At 60.6% G+C, this 17,625-nt stretch carries 18 protein-coding genes and 1 tRNA gene; 4 read left to right on the top strand and 15 right to left on the bottom strand.

What is annotated here, in order from left to right:
• Window positions 1-371 precede the first annotated feature (371 nt).
• From KJ624_03135 to KJ624_03085, 11 genes are all read right to left on the bottom strand, one after another.
• Window positions 372-2,495 carry a hypothetical protein gene (locus KJ624_03135; protein MBU2008835.1) on the bottom strand — a complete coding sequence of 708 codons (2,124 nt, stop codon included), beginning with the start codon at window positions 2,493-2,495 and terminating at the stop codon, window positions 372-374.
• A 36-nt stretch (window positions 2,496-2,531) separates the two neighbouring features.
• The gene (locus tag KJ624_03130) at window positions 2,532-4,133 is read right to left on the bottom strand and encodes a GH3 auxin-responsive promoter family protein (GenBank protein MBU2008834.1); all 1,602 of its coding nucleotides are present in this window, start codon (window positions 4,131-4,133) and stop codon (window positions 2,532-2,534) included.
• A gap of 8 nt (window positions 4,134-4,141) precedes the next feature.
• Window positions 4,142-4,864: a class I SAM-dependent methyltransferase gene (locus KJ624_03125; protein ID MBU2008833.1), complete on the bottom strand. Its 723-nt coding sequence runs from the start codon at window positions 4,862-4,864 to the stop codon at window positions 4,142-4,144.
• A gap of 119 nt (window positions 4,865-4,983) precedes the next feature.
• Window positions 4,984-5,343: a hypothetical protein gene (locus KJ624_03120; GenBank protein MBU2008832.1), complete on the bottom strand. Its 360-nt coding sequence runs from the start codon at window positions 5,341-5,343 to the stop codon at window positions 4,984-4,986.
• A 60-nt stretch (window positions 5,344-5,403) separates the two neighbouring features.
• Window positions 5,404-5,553 carry a hypothetical protein gene (locus KJ624_03115; GenBank protein MBU2008831.1) on the bottom strand — a complete coding sequence of 50 codons (150 nt, stop codon included), beginning with the start codon at window positions 5,551-5,553 and terminating at the stop codon, window positions 5,404-5,406.
• Window positions 5,554-5,751: 198 nt separating this feature from the next.
• Window positions 5,752-6,450: a response regulator transcription factor gene (locus tag KJ624_03110; protein ID MBU2008830.1), complete on the bottom strand. Its 699-nt coding sequence runs from the start codon at window positions 6,448-6,450 to the stop codon at window positions 5,752-5,754.
• A gap of 18 nt (window positions 6,451-6,468) precedes the next feature.
• Window positions 6,469-7,215, bottom strand: coding sequence for a response regulator transcription factor (locus KJ624_03105; protein MBU2008829.1), 747 nt, complete (start codon window positions 7,213-7,215; stop codon window positions 6,469-6,471).
• 120 nt (window positions 7,216-7,335) lie between these two features.
• A complete protein-coding gene (locus tag KJ624_03100) occupies window positions 7,336-7,836 on the bottom strand; it encodes a type II secretion system GspH family protein (GenBank protein MBU2008828.1) in 501 nt (166 codons plus the stop codon).
• Window positions 7,837-7,847: 11 nt separating this feature from the next.
• Entirely contained in the window at window positions 7,848-8,372 is a 525-nt protein-coding gene (locus KJ624_03095; GenBank protein MBU2008827.1) for a prepilin-type N-terminal cleavage/methylation domain-containing protein, read from the bottom strand.
• 576 nt (window positions 8,373-8,948) lie between these two features.
• On the bottom strand, window positions 8,949-10,934 hold the full coding sequence (locus tag KJ624_03090) for an SBBP repeat-containing protein (protein MBU2008826.1): 1,986 nt from the start codon (window positions 10,932-10,934) through the stop codon (window positions 8,949-8,951).
• Between the two features lie 536 nt (window positions 10,935-11,470).
• Window positions 11,471-11,544, bottom strand: a tRNA-Pro gene (locus KJ624_03085).
• Window positions 11,545-11,732: 188 nt separating this feature from the next.
• Between KJ624_03085 and KJ624_03080 the strand changes: the two genes are divergently transcribed.
• Together KJ624_03080 and KJ624_03075 are read left to right on the top strand one after the other, a co-directional pair.
• Window positions 11,733-12,653, top strand: a complete 921-nt coding sequence (locus tag KJ624_03080; GenBank protein ID MBU2008825.1) for a homoserine kinase — start codon at window positions 11,733-11,735, stop codon at window positions 12,651-12,653.
• 8 nt (window positions 12,654-12,661) lie between these two features.
• Window positions 12,662-13,879, top strand: a complete 1,218-nt coding sequence (locus KJ624_03075) for an aspartate kinase (GenBank protein ID MBU2008824.1) — start codon at window positions 12,662-12,664, stop codon at window positions 13,877-13,879.
• 3 nt (window positions 13,880-13,882) lie between these two features.
• Here the strand turns inward: KJ624_03075 and KJ624_03070 are convergent, their stop codons facing one another.
• On the bottom strand, window positions 13,883-14,104 hold the full coding sequence (locus KJ624_03070; GenBank protein ID MBU2008823.1) for a NifU family protein: 222 nt from the start codon (window positions 14,102-14,104) through the stop codon (window positions 13,883-13,885).
• Between the two features lie 402 nt (window positions 14,105-14,506).
• Here KJ624_03070 and KJ624_03065 point away from each other — a divergent pair, with 402 nt between their 5' ends.
• Both KJ624_03065 and KJ624_03060 read left to right on the top strand, forming a co-directional pair.
• Complete coding sequence (locus KJ624_03065; protein ID MBU2008822.1) at window positions 14,507-15,097, top strand: hypothetical protein; 591 nt, start codon at window positions 14,507-14,509, stop codon at window positions 15,095-15,097.
• Complete coding sequence (locus KJ624_03060) at window positions 15,094-15,879, top strand: PAC2 family protein (GenBank protein MBU2008821.1); 786 nt, start codon at window positions 15,094-15,096, stop codon at window positions 15,877-15,879. The genes KJ624_03065 and KJ624_03060 overlap by 4 nt, the downstream gene beginning before the upstream one ends.
• 60 nt (window positions 15,880-15,939) lie before the next feature.
• Here the strand turns inward: KJ624_03060 and KJ624_03055 are convergent, their stop codons facing one another.
• From KJ624_03055 to KJ624_03045, 3 genes are all read right to left on the bottom strand, one after another.
• Window positions 15,940-16,170, bottom strand: coding sequence for a hypothetical protein (locus tag KJ624_03055; GenBank protein ID MBU2008820.1), 231 nt, complete (start codon window positions 16,168-16,170; stop codon window positions 15,940-15,942).
• Window positions 16,171-16,196: 26 nt separating this feature from the next.
• Window positions 16,197-17,420, bottom strand: coding sequence for a homocitrate synthase (locus tag KJ624_03050; GenBank protein MBU2008819.1), 1,224 nt, complete (start codon window positions 17,418-17,420; stop codon window positions 16,197-16,199).
• Between the two features lie 73 nt (window positions 17,421-17,493).
• Window positions 17,494-17,625: integrase core domain-containing protein (locus KJ624_03045; protein MBU2008818.1), on the bottom strand; the 132-nt coding region annotated here is incomplete at its 5' end.

Below are 17,625 nucleotides of genomic sequence, written 5' to 3'. Positions count from 1 at the left end.
GGATAATGGTGAAGAGGTCCTCCAGTTTCAAGGGCGGTGCTGTTGCTGTCTGAATCATCGTCTGCCTCCTAACCTGCACCAAGATTAGCAGGGGAGGGTAAAAGAAGGGGTTAAGGGTGTTGGACGGGGGCAAAAATTTGGCTAAGTTTCCGTAAAGAAGGATGAAGGTGTTGTAAAGGGGTAGGACTTTATATCCTTTGGGCGGAAGGTGTGGAGGGCTACCTCTTTCCTACGCCCACCCAGAATTCGCTGCCCAGAATCTCGGGTTCCTCTGCCCGGGGATTTTTCGGGCAATCCTATGTGGTGCCAAAAGGCCATGGAAGGATTTCGATGCGCTGAGGGGACCCAGCAGGGGGTCTTTTGGGGGAGGTCTATTTTGCCTGGTGCTGGTCTCCGTCAGGCTGGAGGGGGAGGGTGAAAATGAAGGTGCTCCCCTGGCCTGGGGTGCTTTCCACCCAGAGCCTGCCCCCGTGGAGCTCTACCAGGGACCTGGCGATAGCCAGGCCCAGCCCTGTCCCGCCCCGAAGCTGGCCGTTGCTCTCTCTGATGTGATGATAGGGCTCAAATATCTTTTCCTGGTACTCCTGGGGGATGCCGGGGCCATTGTCCTCTACCTGGAACCGGACAGAGTCGCCGTCCGTATGAAGCCGCACCGCTATGTTGCCGCCCAGGCTGGTGTAGGTGTTGGCATTGGCCAGGAGATTAAGCAGGGCCTGTTCCAACCGCTGGCCGTCAATAACCGCTACCGGGCCGGAGGGGGGTAGGTCCAGCTCAAGGTTCTGCTCCTTGCGTTTGATGGCCGGGGAGACAAGGGCGGCCACATCCCTGACCAGCCGGCCCAGGTCAGCGGGCGCGCGGCGCAGTTCAATAACGCCGCTCTTCATCTTGCCAAACTCCAGGATATCCGTCACCAGCTTCTCCAAGGCCTCCGCACCCCGGACGATGCTTGATAGCAGCCTCTCCCGCATAGCGGACTCCCCTGTCACCTCCGAAAGCATGCCTGTAGCTGCCTTGATAGAGGTTATGGGCGTCTTGAGCTGGTGGGCTACTACCTGAAGGAACTCGGTCTTCATCTCATCCAGCCGTTGGAGCTCTTCCACCTGGGCCTTTTCAAGGGCATAAAGGCGAGCGTCGTCCATAATGACCGCCGTCTGGTCGGCTATCATGGAGAGCAAGCGGATATCCTCCCCGGTATAGGGGCTCTCGGAAAGTTTTGGCCCCAGCACCAGGAGACCGCTGAGCTTCTCTCTGACCTTGAGGGGGATGAATAGCTCCCCCAGCTCCCTCAACTCCTTCTTCTCCATAGGGGTCAGGACCTGAAGTTGAGGGGTGAGGTCAAAACTGCGGTATTCCAGGTAGCCTTCGTTCCGCTCCAACCATAGGAGCAGGGGGCTATCCCGGTGTATCAATATGACAGGTGTTCCTTTGCCTGCAGGCCCCGAGTAGGCCACCGGAACAAGGTTGCCCTTCTCGGAAGGCAGAAGGAGGCATACCCGGCTGGCCCGCATGGCCGAGACAATAAGGTTGATCAGCTCTGAAGCCAGCCTGTCCAGGTGGGTGATGGTCCTGGTCCTCTGGCTGAAGTCCTCCAGCGCCTTGAAGTAATCATACCTCTCCCGGAAGAAGAACCGGTCCACTACCCGCTGTATCTGGCTCCAAAGAGGCTGGAGGAAAAAGGCCAGGATGAGGAGCAGGGCCAGGTAGAGCAGGGGATTCATTTCACCAAAAGACAGGACCCGGGTGAAGAAGAATATTATCCCCACATAGGGCAGCGCCACCAGGGCACTCATTATCAGGTAGGCCAGTCCCCGGCGGAGGGCCATCTGGATGTCCAGGAGGCGATACCTCCGGATGGCTACGGTGGTCAGGATGGAAAAGGCCAGATTGCCCAGGATGCTCATTGGATAGAAGGTGGGGAACAGGTCAAACAGCGTCCCTATCACCGGGAAGAGGGTGGCCACCACGATGTAGAGGAGGCGGTTCCTCTCCTCATAAACTGTGGAGCGCTTGTAGGCCCGAAGCATGTTGTAGACCCCCAGGGCTATCCAGGTGTAGGCCATAAGGGCCAGGGGGTAGAAGGGGATACCGAAGATAGGGGCATAGCCATAGCTCTTCAGCTCTATGTGATGGATGAAGAGGGGGGTTGCGCTCAGGGTGGCGATGAAAAGGAGATAGAGTAGGCTGGCTGGCCTAACCCAGCTCCTTTTCTCCTGTCTGGTATAGGCCAGTGTGAAGTGATAGAAGACGACGGTGGAAACCATCATCAGCGCCACCGCCGCGCGGTCCCAGAGAAGGGCCTGCTCGGTTGAGGGTTGGGACCTCATGACATAGATAAGGACGGCCCACAGCCCCAGGGTGAGGAGGAAGGCGGAGAAGAAGCGATGAGCAGTGCTCTCACGCGCCCTGGTGACAGCAAATATCAGGAGAAGGAAGGTGAAAATGCCCGCCGCCAGGGGCGGAAACAGATAGGAAAGGTTTGCCAGAGGACTTACCATCCCCCCGAGCCCCCTTGTTCCCCGGAGCCCCCCGCTCTACCTGGAATGGGCGAACTGAAAGAGCTGCTGGACCACCACCTCGGGAGGGTTGATGTGGGGTGGTCTCAGGTGAACCAGGTCAGCCCCTGCCTTCTTCCTCTCCTCATAATATCTTGCGAAGGTGCCCGGGGGCAACAGGGTCACCCGCACCGGCTGAAGGCCAAGCCAGCCCTCCAGGTCCCGGTAGTCCACATCAAGGGCCTTGAGCTGCTCATCCAGCCGCTGTTCTATCTCTGGCTCCCGGCCTATCTCGTCCCCCTTCAGTTCAATAAACACGCGGAGGAAACCGACATTGTGGTCATATTCCTTGCGGGCGGTCCACTCTTCGTACCTGACGCCGGTGGCCTCAAGGGCCTTCCAGACGGTCTTCTCGTCCAACTGGGTCAGGCCAGCCAGGTCTATGACCTCGCTGGCCCTGGCCTGGAAGGTTATCTGGGGCTGGCGGACCCCCGTTTCCCTATCCTCCAGGGAGAGGACCCTGATAAGGTCCCCTATCCTGTATCTTACAAGGGGCATCCCGTGGAAATGGGTATAGACCACCTCGTATTGTTCCCCTGCCTTGAGTTCGTCCAGGAGGACCGTGGTGGGCTGGTGGCCCCCGTTCTCCTGGCTGCGCAGGCGCTCCCGTTCAGGGATGAACTCCCAGAAGGCCACATCGGGGAGAAAGGTCATGCCCTTCTTGTTCCAGGATTGCATGGCGCTGGTGATCATCTCCGTCGTGCCGTAAATTTCAAAGGGCGTCTTCCCCCAGTAGCGGGCAATTTCCTCCCGGTAGATGTAGGTATCCACCCCAAAGGTGATGATGCCCCTGGCGTGCCACAGGTCCTTGGGCAGGACCTTCCTTCTCTCCATGCGGCTTACAAGCCAGGCCCAGGCCAGGCGGGTGGACACCGCCGGGTGGAGCATGGAAGGCGAGAACTTCAACTTCTTCTCCTGCTCCACAAAGCCCTCGGCAATCTTGGCCAGGACGCTGCTCATGGAGAAGATGAAGTCCACCCCTTCCCGAAGGGCAAGCCCAAAGCCGGCCTCAATCCTCTGCTGGAACTCCATGGCCTCCGCTTGGGGCAGGGGGGGGATGGGGCGATAGGTGAAATAGTCGGCCAGGTGGAACATGAGGGAACCGGAGGCGTAGGGCCTGGAGGCAATATTGAGGAGGAGCCTGGCCCCGGGCCTCAGGTTCACGTCCCCTTTTGAATCGGCCGAGGCCAGAATACCCCCTGCCATCGCATAGCGAGATATCCTCTCAAAGGCGCTGGCAGTATATGGTATCCACTTGAAGTTTCCACCCCTTCCTGCAGTATGACACCAGAAGAGGGGCTTCTCTACCAGGGCGTCCTCCTGGCACTTCCCTATGTAGGGGATATAGTCCTCATATGTTGTCAAAGGCACTGTCTGGCGGAACTCCTCCACCGAGCCTGGCTTTCGGCCCTTCATAAGCGCTTTGCCCAGGGGGCTGTTGGCTACCAGCTTGACCTGCTCCATCAGAAGGTGCCTCTGGGTCTCCATGAACTCAGTAAGGGAGAGGTCAAGGAAGCCGCAGTACCGTCGCCATATCTCCTCAGTGTTGTCGGTCTGGAAGAACCTGTCCTCTGCAAGCATGTTTCTCCTCACTTTCTACCGTAGACGATGAAGTCCTGATATACGGGGTCCTCTTCTATGGAGCAGCCCCCGGGCGTGAAGGAGGATAAGAGGGCTTTCAGGTCAGAGAGCGAGTAGAAGCCCTGTTTTGGCCTGACCCAGAGACTTGCCGGCATATACAGCATTCCCGCACCGATACCGGCCAGGCATTCCCCCATGGCCTGGGTGTATTTCCCCGCCCGGAGCTTTCCCCAGACGCCATGCCATATCTCCCCGGCCAGCCCCGGCCCTCCCCTCCCCGAAGGATAGGTGATGACAAACTGCCCACCCCCCCTCAGTACCCGGAAGACCTCCCGGGTGGCCCTGGCGTCGTCCTCCAGAAAGCCCATCAGGTGGAGGCAGATGACCACATCAAAGCTCCCGTCGCTGAAGCCCAGGCGGTGGGCGTCCATCCGCAGAGCAGACATATGCTTGCCCCTGCCCTGGGCCTTCCTGGATGCCCGGTCCAGGCCGCTCATGGAGATATCCACCCCTGTAAGGCTCAGGTGGCCTGTGCCGTTCCTTGCCAGGATGCCCAGGACCTCATTGCCGGTGCCTAGCCCAACACAGAGGATGGACTTGTCACCGCTGAGTTCCAGCTTGTCTAGACAGCGGGCCTGGAGGCGGCGGTATGGGGAGAGCCGGGCCACCGTCAGGTCATAGGCCCGGTTATAGACCCCGTCAAAGTAGAGCCTCATCAGCCCCTTGCTCAACCCTATTCTCCCACTTCAAACATGTTCATAAAATTCCTGATGGCCCAAAAGGGTGGGCCGGCCGGGGCCCCCCGGCCAGCCCCCCTTGAGGACGATAATTCTCCCTTTTCCCTCTTGCCCTACTGGTGTGTTCCCCTTATGGTTATGGTCCCCACATAGGTTCCCGCAACGTCATCCCAGACAAGGTAGGCGTCCCAGGTGCCACCGGCCTTCGTCTTGGCAAGGGCCCCTGTGCCGGTGGTTGATGTCCAGGTGCCGGAGTCAGAGATGTAGTCCTCACCCGGAACAGCCCGGCCAGACACCCTCCCGCTCATATTCCCGCTGAGGGTGCCTCCGGGGGCGTAGAGGGTAAATGTCCCGCGCAGGCTTCCCGCAAAGTACCCCTCGGGTCTCAGGGCTATCTGACCATCGTGCAGAGTGGTGAGCACGCTTCCAGCAGGCAACGCATCCCAGTTGGAAGTTCCAATAGCACCGTCCACAGGCTCATCCGCCGCGTGGACAACACGCCACCGGGTTGGGTCCTCGGTCGAAGGGCTTGGTCACTGGGCAAAAGGACCCGTTATGGCTGCGGCTCCAGATGCCTCAAAAGCTGTGGGCTTGGCGGCCAGGGCCGAGGCCGGGACAAGCAGGGCGACGGCCAGGGCTGAGGCCAGTACCATGAGGGCGATGGGCCACCGGTATCTGTTCATTTGCTAGCTAACCCCCTTTCAATTCGGGTTTCCCCCGATTGCCTCCACCCTACCACCTCCGCGTCAAGAAGGGGGTTAAGGGGCGAACCTCGCTCGTATAGCTCTGGTGAAGATTTGGTAAAGAGGACATGCTTTGCCAGCGGTCCTTTTCTGGCGGGGTGGCGTTGGTGGTCTGGTGGCTCCGGATCCACGGGCAAACTATCCCGCGTTGGACTTGGCAAAGCGGTAGCCCACCCCGTGCTCGGTGAGGATGTAGCGGGGAGAGTTGGCATCGTCCCCCAGCTTCTGCCTTACGTGCTGGATGTGGACCTTGAGGTAGTTGGTGGCATCGGTATACTCCGGGCCCCAGACCTTGGCCAGGAGGGTGCGGTGGGTGAGCACGCGCCCGGCGTTCTTCACCAGGTGGTAGAGGAGGCTGTATTCCGTGGGGGTGAGCTTGACGGTCTCCCCTTTCACCTTCACCTCGCGGCTGTTGAAGTCTATCCACAGTTCATCTGCCTGGAAAGGGGGCTCGCCTGAGCCAGAGGGGAGCATCTGGGCCCGGCGCAGCACCGCCTGGACCCGGGCCAGGAGCTCAATGTGGCTGAAGGGCTTGGTGATGTAGTCATCGGCCCCCAGCTCCAGCCCCCGGGCGATGTCCACATCCCTGTCCCGCACCGTGAGCATGATGATGGGGGTCTCGGAGAAGGCCCTAATCTGGCGACAGGCCTCAAAGCCGTCAATATCAGGCAGGCCGATATCCAGTATGACCATGTCCGGGCTTTCTGCCTCTACCAGGTCAACCCCTTTGTTCCCGGTGAGGGCGGAGACGATGGTGCTGTGGGGCCAGCGGAGCTCAAAGCAGAGGGCTACCGCTTCCGTTACCTCGGGTGAGTCGTCAATAACCAGGACTTTCATCTCGGACCTCCACAGCTACTATTCCGGGTTCCCCATAGAATACGCCGTGTTTTCCTGGGATGGCTTTGACTGGGGGGTCTTAGGTTTGCCCTCCACAGAAATCCACCCCTGGCGTATGGCCAGGACTACGGCGTGGGTGCGGTCATTAGCATCCAGTTTCCTCAGGATGGAGGTGATGTGGTTTTTGATGGTCTGCTCGCTGATGGCCAGGGTATGGGCGATCTGCTTGTTCTGGAAGCCCTGGGCAATGTAGGTCAGTATCTCCAGCTCCCGGGGGGAGAGGGGGGCGGCCAGGGCCTCCGCCCTTTTGCCCATAAGGGAGAGGCTCTGGAACTGGCGCAGGACCTGCTGGGCCACCCGGGGCCGGACCAGGAGGGAGTCATTGATGGGGTATTCCCCCCGGTGGACCCGGCGGATGGTCTCCGCCAGCTCCTCGGCGCCGGCCCTCTTTCCCAGGTAGGCCGCCGCTCCGGAACGGATGGCCTGGAAGAACTCATCATCGTCTTCATGGGAGGTGAGGGCGATGACCGAGACGGTGGGGCAGCGCTGGGTTATGCGCCTGGCCAGGTCCAGCCCGTCCAGGAAGGGCGGGTTGGCATCCATCAGGACGATGTGTGGGGAGAAGGTCTGGATAAGCTCCGGGACCTCATCGCTGAGGTCCGCCTCCCCCGCCACCTCAATATCTTGTGTCTGGTTCAGGGCCAGCTTCACTCCCTGACGGAAGAGGCCCTGGCTGTCCACCAGGAAGACCGTTATCTTTTCCATCTTGCGGGCTGATGCTACCATAGTCCTCCTCACTTCGTCTACGGATTGGAATGGTACTTTCAGGCTATGAAAGGGTGGGACCTCAGACCTATGCCCGGGTCCCACCCTCTATTCGCAGGATTAGGGGAATACCCCCGACTTGTAGCCCGATTCCGGTGTGCCTGGAGTAGGAGTTGGCGTGGGCCAGTACCAGGCCTTCACCCTGCCGCTGGGGTCCGTATACCAGTTGTAGGAGCCCGTGCCGAAGGTGTCGGGGCCGGTACTCACCCGGTTCTGGTAGCCCCCCGAGGCGGGGGCATCGCTCATATAGCCGTCGGCTACTATCTTGTCAAAATAGATGAACCCCCCGTCGCTGCTCCAGGTACCGGCGCTGTAGGTGGGGTTGGTGCCCGCCCCGCTCTTGGTAGGATACTGCCTTTGCCCGCCCACTCTGGTGGTGGGGTCGGTGTAGTAGGAGTCCACGGCAGCCTGGATGGCGCTCCGGTCGGAGTTGTAGCCCTGCTCCGCGCCCCTCCCCACCAGCCCCCCGAGGTTGGGCACCACCACCAGAGCCAGCACCCCGATGAGGGCCAACACCACCAGTATTTCGACAAGGGTAAAACCGCCGCTGATTCTCTTCATCTCAAGCCCTCTTAGTACTCAACGGCATTGATGAGGGCCCACACCCTGCCGTTCCTGTCCAGGACATAGGCCCCGTTGAAGGACTGGCTCGCGGCCAGGGTCAGGACTGTTCCGTCGCCCTGGGTGATGGGGTTGGCGGCGGTCGCTGAAGCATTTACCGTCCTGGTGCCGCCAGCATCGGTGGCCACTGTGTCGGTGGCGTGCTCCGGGACCTTCATCATGTAGTCCGGGTACAACACCTTGGTGGTCCCGACAGGAGCAGAGTCAAAGTCTATGACCGAGAGCATGGTTGTTGTAGCTGCCGTGGTGACCAGGGCCGCGGAGGGCAAATTGCCACTTGAGGTGGGCCAGAGGGCAGTATCGGTGTTGAACCTCTGGACCGCCTGCTGTATCTCCTTTATCTCTGCATCCCTCCCCGTCAACTTCCCGGTCAGTCCAACCCCTGTCACCCCGGGGAGCACCACCCCCACCAGTATGGCCATGATGGCCATCACCACCATTAGCTCTATCAGCGTGAACCCTGCCGACTTCCTCATCTTAACCTCCTTCTGTTGTAGGATGAGTACAATGTACATTACAACCATATGACACGAGTCTACACGCACTATTTCATTTTGTCAAGGGCTCCGAGGGTATTACTTTGGTAAAGGGATGTAACGTTGTTGTAACATCGTGAGGAGCCGGGGGGGTGGGCCTGAACCGGGTAGCTCAGAGTTGGGGGGGGCTGGTGGAGCCTCGTCGGGTTCAGGGTTTTGCGCTCTGAGTGGCGTGGGGTCGAGGGACAAGGGGGGAGGGGGCCGCTGAGCACACGGTGACCGGGCAGTTCCGTAACCGGGGAACAGCAGGCTGGGGCACCACCAGCATACCGGTGGACGGAGTCTGAAGCAGGCCCCTGTGAACGCTGAGTGATGTGACGCCCGCCGGTGTGCTCCGGGGATTGAGGCGCAGGTCCTACGGCATAGAAGGGAGATGAGGGCCCGGGTCGTCAAGGACTGAAAACTCTATGACCAGACCCTCAGGTAGCCGCAACACCCCCTGGAGACCATACCCATGTCCCGGGTTCCAAAGTGTCTCATTCCTGGTGATTGACAACAATCTCTGAGGTCTGATTCCTATTGAAAGCCTTGCAGGAAAGCCTTTACGTTCTTGCCCAAGACTTGGTGGTTATAGCCTCCTTCTAAGGCGGCAAATCTTCGTCCCTGAGAGTTTCTCTCTGCAGTTCCCTTGAGCAATCTGCCAATAGTAGTGTAGTCTTCAGTTTCGAATACCCCACCCCGTTCTTCTCTTGCTCTATCAAAGCCAGCCGATACTGCTAGAATGTCATAATTAGTCGCTTGCCTGAGATATTCTTCCAGGGCTGCAAGTTGTTGAGTCCTATTCCCTTCGACTGGTAGCCAAAAGTAGGCCACCCTTCCGTCATCGCGAAATAGCTCCGCCGTGCCCTCTCCGAAATGAAAGTCGAAGTCAATGACTAGCGCTGTTTGTATTTTGTTTTCATCAATCAGTTTCCTGATGGCAACGGCGACATTGTTGAGATAGCAATAGCCGATGTAGCTGTCAGGACCCGCATGATGGCTGGGTGGTGTGATGAGGGCAAATGCAGGCTCTCCGGCTGCCGCCAGCTCACCGGCCAAAATCGCTCCGCCAGCTGCCCGGCGCGCAATATCATAAAGCTTGGGGTTCAGTTTGACGGAGTCGATATGCTGTTGTGTATGGACCCTTCTCAGGTCCTCTTCGCTGGCTGGTTCGGGTTCAACGAAATCGTAGAAGCCCTCAAGCTCTCTTGTGATAGATGCCATTCTCCCTGGCGCGAAAGCCTCGTTTGCTGAAGAATAGACCTGGTGAAAGTCCGGGTGAAAGACTACGCTGATTCTTGTTGGCTGAGGAGCCAATGGGGCCTCGGGGCTCAGGGCGATGACGAAGCCATCCCCGAGGCCAGCATAGGTCTGGCCGGGCAGGGCGCCATGCGCTTCACCCGCCACGATGATGTTTCCTGCCGCATCTACTGCCACCCCAGTAGCACCATCCCTATTGGGGGAGCCGAATTGGATAGTCCACAGTTCGTCTCCTGCCGGGCTGAGCTTCCGCACAAAGGCGTCATTGAGGCCAGCCCGGGTCTGGCCAGGAAGGACGCCCAATGTGTGGCCTGCCACGATGATGTTTCCTGTCCCGTCCACCGCCACCGCCAAAGCCCCAGCATAGATGGGGGAGCCGAACTGGATGGTCCACAGCTCTGCGCCCGCCGGGCTGAGCTTCCGCACAAAGGCGTCGTCGTAGCCGACCTGGGTCTGGCCGGGGAGGTCGCCCACTATGTGGCCCACCACGATGATGTTTCCTGTCCCATCCACTGCCACCGCAGAAGCCTCAGCAAAATTGGGGGAGCCGAACTGGTGGGTCCACAGCTCAACCCCCTCAGGGCTGAGCTTCCGCACAAAGGCGTCCGAGGAGCCAGCCGGGACATGCCCGGGCAGAGCACCTTTCGTGTCGCCAGCCGCGGTAATGCCTTCCTCCACCGGGTCCACTTCGAGGGGGGCGCCCTGTGTACGGCCTGCCAGGATGATATTCCCTGACGCGTCCACCGCCACCCCACTAGCCCTGTCCAAATCGGGTGAGCCGAACTGGCGGGTCCACAGCTCGGCGCCGGCCGGGCTGAGCTTCCGCACCCAGGCATCCTCGTAGCCAGCATTGGTCTGGCCTGGGAAGGCGCCATCTGTGGCGCCCACGACGGCGATGTTCCCAGACGCGTCCAAAGCCACCCCAAAGGCCCACTCCCCGGCGGCAGAGCCGAATTGGTGGGTCCATAGGTCCGTGCCCGCCGGGCTGAGCTTCCGCACATAGGCGTCATCCACGCCAGCTCCGGTCTGGCCGGGCAGAGGGCCCACAGTGTGGCCCACCGCAATGATGTTCCCTGTTGCATCCGCCGTCAATGCCAAGACCCCAACCGAAACCGAGTTTGTGAACTGGCGGGTCCATAGCTCGGCTCCGGCTGGGCTGAGCTTCTTCAGATAGGCATCCCAGTCGCCGCCCAGGGTCTGACCGGGCAGGGCGCCCTGTGTAGCGCCCGCCACGATGATGTTCCCTTGTCTGTCTACGGTCACCCCGTTTGCCCTATCCCAAGCGGGGGAGCCGAACTGGTGGGTCCAGGCTGCAACGGGACCGGGCATAGGCGTAGTCGCAGGCCCTGGCACGGGTGTCGGAATGGGGGTAGCACCCGGCGCAGGTCCAGAAGTCGGCGTGGGCGTTTGTGTTGAGGCGGGTGTATTTGTAACCGAGGGGGTCGCTGTGCGCGCGGTTGGGCGTCCACAGCCAAGTACAGCTCCAATCAACAGGAGAACAATTGGCAAGAGCTGAGAAAGCGTGGAGAGCATTGACGCGCGCTGTCTTATTTCATTCCTCCTTTGCCCTGGTCAACCGATAAGCTGAACCCTAGCGCCCGGGTAGCATTTTGTCAAGCCCCAAGCAGTTCGTGAGTGTTGCCTGAGCGCACAAACCGAAAGGTAGAAAGAAGCCTGTATTTCAAAAGGATAGAGAACTCCTCATCCCGGACGCCACCATTGAAAACCAGGCCTGACCCTATACCCCGTCATCGCGGGAGGGGGACGGAAGCGATTCTGGGGAATTCTGAAAGCTGCAATCGGGGAGGGGGGACTTGAACCCCCGGCCTCTTGGTCCCGAACCAAGCGCTCTACCGGGCTGAGCTACTCCCCGTCAATGCCTTATCATAATTCTCAGCGTCCCGAACGCTGCGCGTTACCACCCTGCGCCACTCCCCGGTGGGGGCATTATAGGGGCTGGGGCGCGGGAGGGCAAGGGCGGGGTCTCCGGGGATTCCTCATAAAACCCTGGTTGAATGCGTTGACAGGGAGGAAGGTGACATTGGTATAATGGGGCGTCAAATGAGGGAAAGGGTGCGGGTGAGTGTACCCGCCACCACGGCCAACCTGGGCCCGGGCTTTGATTGCCTGGGGATGGCGCTGGAGCTTTTCAATGAGGTGGCAGTGGAGGCGGGGCGGGGGCTTGAGTTCTCCCTGGAGGGTTATGGGGCCGAAAGCCTCCCTCAGGACAGGAGGAACCTGGTCTATCGGGGCCTGGCGGCGGTCTTTGAGAGGGCGGGGGCGGTGGTACCGGGGCTCAGGATATTTGCCAGGAACCGCGTCCCGCCGGGGCGGGGTCTGGGTTCCAGTGCGGCGGCAGTAGTGGGGGGGATGGTGGCGGGGAATCTCCTCCTGGGGGAGCCATTATCCCGGGAAGAGCTCCTGGCCCAAGGGGCAGTAATGGAGGGCCACCCCGACAATGTGGCCCCGGCCCTCTTTGGCGGCTGTCAGGCGGTGGCCAGGGACGGGGATGAGTTCATCCGGGCCTCTCTGCCTCTGCCCACCGCACTCCTTGCGGTGCTCTTTATTCCTGAGTTTCAGATGCCTACCAGGAAAGCCCGGGTGCTCCTTTCCCCCCAGGTCTCCCGGGAGGACGCGGTTTTCAATCTGGCCCGGGTGGCTTTCCTGGTCCGCGCCCTGGTGACGGGGGAGCTGGAGTACCTGGGCCCAGGGACCCAGGACCGCCTCCACCAGCCGGCCCGCCAGGCCCTTTTCCCAGCTATGGGGAGGCTTTTTGACGCTGCCCTCCAGGCGGGGGCCCGGGGGGTATTCCTCTCCGGGGCAGGCTCTAGCATCCTGGCCTTCACCGATGGGGAAGAGAGGGCCCCTGAGATAGCCCGTGCCCTGGAGAAAGCGGCGGCGGGGGCTGGTGTGGGGGGGCGTTCCCTTATCACCCGGCCCAGCCTCAGGGGCGCGGAGGAAAGACCCTGGAAGGAGGAGTGAGGTCTGAAATGTCATTGATCGTGCATAAATATGGTGGTACCTCCGTCGCCGATGCCCAGCGGATAAAGCATGTGGCCCGGAAGATTGCCCGGGCCCGCGAGCAGGGACATCAGGTGGTGGTGGTGGTCTCAGCCATGGGGGACAGCACTGACCAGCTCGCTGACCTGGCCCATGAGGTTGCCCCAGAGCCGGAAGAGAGGGAGTTGGACCTCCTCCTATCGACGGGGGAGGTTGTTTCCTCGGCCCTGGTGTCCCTGGCCCTCAATGCCATGAAGGTGCCCGCCATAAGCCTGACCGGGTCCCAGGCGGGCATCTGGACCGACGCCCGGCACGGGCGGTCCCGCATCCTGGCAGTGGAGGCCCACCGCCTGAGGAAGGAACTGGAGGGGGGGAGGGTGGTGGTGGTGGCCGGCTTCCAGGGCATCAACAGGGACATGGATATCACCACCCTGGGCCGGGGCGGCTCCGATACCACCGCCGTGGCCCTGGCGGCCGCCCTCGGGGCCGAGCGCTGTGAGATATACACTGATGTAGAGGGGGTCCACACCGCCGACCCCCGGGTTGTCCCGGAGGCCCGTCGCCTCTCCGAGATTGGGTATGAGGAGATGCTGGAGATGGCCAGCTGGGGGGCCAGGGTGATGCACTCCAGGGCCGTGGAGCTGGGGGAGCTCTACAATATCCCTATCCTGGTGGCCTCCAGTTTCACCAACGCCCCTGGCACTTTGATACATGGAGGAGTTTCAATGGAGGTAAGGAATAAGGTTCGCGGCATAGCTCATGACCTGGATGTGGCCAAGATAACGGTGGTGGGGGTCCCCGACCAGCCCGGCATAGCCGCCGCTCTCTTGGAGCCCCTGGCCCAGGCCGGCATCAGCGTGGACACCATTGTCCAGAATGCCAGCCTCCAGGGCATCACCGACCTCACCTTTACTGTCAGCCGTGGGGACCTGAAGAAGGCCCTGGAGATAGTTCAGCCTGTGGCCCGGGAGATGAAGGCACGGGAGGCAAGCAGTGATACCCGGCTGGGAAAGGTGAGCATCGTGGGCACCGGGATGCAGAACACCCCGGGCTTCGCCGCCCGGATGTTCCGCACCATGGCCTCGGAGGGGATAAACATCCAGCTCATCACCACCTCGGAGGTCAGGATTACCTGTATAATTGAAGAGGCCCGGGTCAAGGACGCCATCCGCGCCCTCCACCGGGCCTTTGAGCTCGAAAAAGAATAACCCTTACTCTACTGCCAGGACCTCTTTGACCTGGGGGACTTCCCTTTTGAGGATGCGCTCAATTCCGTCCTTGAGGGTGACGAGGGACATCTGGCAGCCAGAGCAGGCCCCCTGGAGCCGGACCCTTACCACCCCTTCCTTCACCTCCACCAGCTCCACATCCCCCCCATCGGCCCTGAGGAAGGGCCTTATCTGCTCCAGCACCTTTTCCACCTGCTCTCTCATCGCCGTCTCCTTCCCTCAGATACGCATTTATTGTACTCCCCCCCTTCCCGTTAGTCAACCGGAGCCTTGACCCAGAAAGAATCCAGGCACAATACTGGCCGGTATTGTTGAGGGCCATTGACAGCGCTGCTTCGGAGTCATTACCATGGTAACGACGAGCCCTCCGGCTTTTCGGGGTCCTTACCTGGCTGGTAAGGTGGCCCAAGCGCACCGGAGGGCTCATCACTACCATACCACATGGATCCCCGATCTCAAAGGGACTTCTGCACGATCTTCTTGAACAGAATTTGAAACCACGTTCGCATATGCCCTCTTGGGCGGCTCGGGGGTGTTGTCTTCCGGTCTTCGGAGCCTTTCGCGCTCTGCCGGTCGGGGGCGGGAAGGTGATATAATTGCCCCACCATGGGTGAGATGAAGAGTGCCTTTGAGCGGGCCTGGGAGAGGGCAGAAAAGGTAGAGGTAACCGAGGAGAAGGCCCTGGAACTGGAACTCCAGCCCGAGGGGGCGAAGATAGCCGCCAGGTATCTCAAAGAGGAGGATTACGACCTGGTGAAGGCCCTGGAGGAGTTCTCCCAGGGAAAGCGGAAGTATATCCAGGCCGGGGTGGAGGCCACCCTTATTTCCAACCTCGCCCTCCCCCGCAACGGTCGGCTACGCCGGGAGGCCAATCGGGCTATGGAGGGCCTCAAGATGCTGAAGAAGAACAAGAGCCAGGTCTCCCACATCGCCGCCCGGTTGGGCAGCCTCTTTGCCCAGTATGAGAGGGTCGTCATAAAGTCCCACGAAGACTTGAAGAAGGAGCTGGAGGCGACCGTGCGGCGGGCCCAGGCACAGCAGGCCCTGGCCCAGCAGTCGTTGCCTACTCACCAGCGGCTGGATGTGGAGAGGTCGGCCGAGTTCCAGCAGCGCTGGCATGAGGTACAGACCAAACTGGGCTGGGAATTCGGGGGCGAGCTCTCCCGGCTCCAGGAGGAGATAGCCAGGGTCAAGTGATGGAGACAATCCGCATTTATGAGGAACCACAGCTCCACAGGCCATCCCTGGTAGCGGCCTGGCCGGGGATGGGACAGGTAGCCTTGCAGGGGGTGGCCTACCTGCGAGAGAAGCTGGAGGCGGTGGAGTTTGCCGAGATAGACCCCATGCCTTACTCTGAGGTGGGGGGGGTGTTCATAGAGGGGAATCTCATCCAGCCCCCCCGTTTCCCCCAGAACAAGTTCCACTACTGGCGCCACCCACAACGTCGTGGCGACCTGGTCTTTTTCACAGGGGAGGCTCAGCCCTCCCATCACGCCTACGATTTCGCCTGCCGGGTGCTGGAGGTGGGGGAGAGGCTGGGCGTGGAGAGGGTTATCACCCTGGCGGCAGCCCTGGTCCCAGAGTTCCCAGAGCAGCCCCGGGTGTGGGGGGCCGCTTCCTCTCCCCAAATGGCCGAGGAGCTCCAGAAGTATGGGGTGGTCCTCAAGGGGGACTTCTACGTGGCGGGGATGAACGGCCTGCTGCTGGCGGTGGCACGGGAAAGGGGGCTGGAGACCATTTGTCTTTTGGGTGAGACCCCGCGTTTCGCGCCCCAGGTAGAAAATCCCGCCGCCTCCCTGGTGGTGGTGGAGGCCCTGGCCCAGTTCCTGGGCTTGGAGGTGGACCTGGGGGACCTGAGGCAGATGGCCGGGAAGGCCCGTCAGGAAATGGAACGCTTCTTGATGGAGAGCCGGAAGGAATTCATCGACCGCTTCACCATCCCCATCTGGGAGCGGCGGGACGAGGAGGAAAAAGCCTAGGCCGGGGTCAACCCTTTTTCTGACCTCTTCTCTTCCGCGTCATGTCGGGCAGGTCCTGGGTTAGCTCCGAACCGACCTTTTTGGTTTCGCAGGCAGTCTGTCCTGTTTCTTCGGCCTATCGGATTTCGTGGTGGCCTGGGCCCCCGAGCCGATGTTCCGGGCCCGCTTCCCGAGGTTACTCACCCATCTTGCCGCGCGGATGACTCTCCCCGGGCCAATTACCAGAAAGGCCAGCAGGAGGATAACGAGAATCTCCAGTCCGCCCGTAAGGCCGAATTCAAAGGGGTTCACTTCTCTCCTGCTGTAACGGGCCAGCTTCAGGGGGTGATGGTGAGGATTTGTCTTATCTGTTCAGGATATCGGGCGATGAGCCTAAGTTCATCGTCGGTGAGGGGTAGCTGGGTGTGAAGGTTGGCGTAGCGCACCAGGTCTAGGACCTTTTCTGCTAGCTTCTCATCGGGGAAGGTGATCCCCAGACGGCCATAGACATACTTGAACCCCGCCATGCCGCCGTATTCTCCGGTGGTGATGACGCGCCCCACGGGGACCTTGTCTTCCTCATCCAGTCCCAGGAAGTCGGGGTCATAGAGCTCGTAGTTGCGGCGGTCCTTGAGAGCACCATCGGCGTGGATGCCCGACTCGTGGGCAAAGGCATTGGCCCCCACACCCGGCTGGTTGATGGGGATGGGGACACCGAAAGCACAGGAAACGTAACGGGCCAGGCGGCTGGCTACTTTGAGGTTGAGATTGTCTCCTATGGGGTAGTTGTCCATCCCCCGGGCAAACTTCACCGCCAGGATGCAGGATAGGAGGTCCGCCTGGCCAGCCCTTTCCCCCATGCCGTTGATGCAGGTATTGATGTAGGCGTCCACACCGCCATCCAGGGCTGCCTTGGCCCCGGCCACCGAGTTGGCCACCGCCATGCCGAGGTCGTTATGGCAGTGGAGCTCAATGGGTATCTGGACCTTCTCTGCCAGGGTCCTGACCCGTTCATAGATGGAGAGTGGGGTATGATAGCCCACGGTATCGCAGTAGCGGAGGCGGTCTGCCCCCGCCTCTTTCGCAGCCTGGGCAAACTCGATAAGGTAGCCCATGTCCGTTCGGGAGGCGTCCTCGGCATTTACCCCCAGGGTCTTGATGCCGGAGTGGCGGGCGGAGGTTACCGCCTCCACCATCTCCCGGATGACCTGGGCCCGGTCCAGTTTTCCCTTGAACTTGTGCTGGATCATCTGGTCGGAGGTAGAGATGGAAAGGTTCAGGTGCTCCACGCCGGTGGGGAGGCAGGAGGTCACATCCTGCCCCAGGGCCCGGCACCACCCCTCCAGAATAAGGTTGCCCATGGCCCCCATGGCGGCCAGTTCCAGGTTGGCCCGAATATAGTTGTATTCATGCCGGGTGTAGGGAAAGGCAAACTCTGACTGATAGATTCCCAGCTGGCCAAGGTAGATATTGACCATCGTCTTCTGGAGTTTAGCCAGCTTAATCCGGGAGGCCTGGACAGCATCCCGGTTGGTCACATCTATGAAATGGATTACAGGCATGACCACCCCTTCCCTTCAAATAGAGTTCTAGACTAACACAACTGCCTGTCCATTTCAAGGGAACTGTAATGGTTCACGACTTTTGGTACAGGGCGATGGCCTCCTTTGGTCTTTGCATATTAAGCCCCATATGGGGCCGCTCAGTGTTGTAGACGTGGAGGTAATGCTGGAACCACCGGTTCAGTTCATTGATATCCTCTGGCTC

This window comes from Chloroflexota bacterium, from assembly GCA_018825785.1.
Taxonomy (GTDB): Bacteria; Chloroflexota; Dehalococcoidia; order JACVQG01; family JAHKAY01; genus JAHKAY01.
This window is presented reverse-complemented; position numbering and strand designations above follow the sequence as displayed.

What these genes read in the sequence shown, in the direction of transcription:
- KJ624_03135 (MBU2008835.1), bottom strand. Translation starts at nt 2,495, where the DNA reads ATGGTAAGTCCTCTGGCAAACCTTTCCTATCTGTTTCCGCCCCTGGCG.
- KJ624_03130 (MBU2008834.1), bottom strand. Translation starts at nt 4,133, where the DNA reads ATGCTTGCAGAGGACAGGTTCTTCCAGACCGACAACACTGAGGAGATA.
- KJ624_03115 (MBU2008831.1), bottom strand. Translation starts at nt 5,553, where the DNA reads ATGAACAGATACCGGTGGCCCATCGCCCTCATGGTACTGGCCTCAGCC.
- KJ624_03110 (MBU2008830.1), bottom strand. Translation starts at nt 6,450, where the DNA reads ATGAAAGTCCTGGTTATTGACGACTCACCCGAGGTAACGGAAGCGGTA.
- KJ624_03105 (MBU2008829.1), bottom strand. Translation starts at nt 7,215, where the DNA reads ATGGAAAAGATAACGGTCTTCCTGGTGGACAGCCAGGGCCTCTTCCGT.
- KJ624_03100 (MBU2008828.1), bottom strand. Translation starts at nt 7,836, where the DNA reads ATGAAGAGAATCAGCGGCGGTTTTACCCTTGTCGAAATACTGGTGGTG.
- KJ624_03095 (MBU2008827.1), bottom strand. Translation starts at nt 8,372, where the DNA reads ATGAGGAAGTCGGCAGGGTTCACGCTGATAGAGCTAATGGTGGTGATG.
- KJ624_03080 (MBU2008825.1), top strand. Translation starts at nt 11,733, where the DNA reads ATGAGGGAAAGGGTGCGGGTGAGTGTACCCGCCACCACGGCCAACCTG.
- KJ624_03075 (MBU2008824.1), top strand. Translation starts at nt 12,662, where the DNA reads ATGTCATTGATCGTGCATAAATATGGTGGTACCTCCGTCGCCGATGCC.
- KJ624_03070 (MBU2008823.1), bottom strand. Translation starts at nt 14,104, where the DNA reads ATGAGAGAGCAGGTGGAAAAGGTGCTGGAGCAGATAAGGCCCTTCCTC.
- KJ624_03065 (MBU2008822.1), top strand. Translation starts at nt 14,507, where the DNA reads ATGGGTGAGATGAAGAGTGCCTTTGAGCGGGCCTGGGAGAGGGCAGAA.
- KJ624_03050 (MBU2008819.1), bottom strand. Translation starts at nt 17,420, where the DNA reads ATGCCTGTAATCCATTTCATAGATGTGACCAACCGGGATGCTGTCCAG.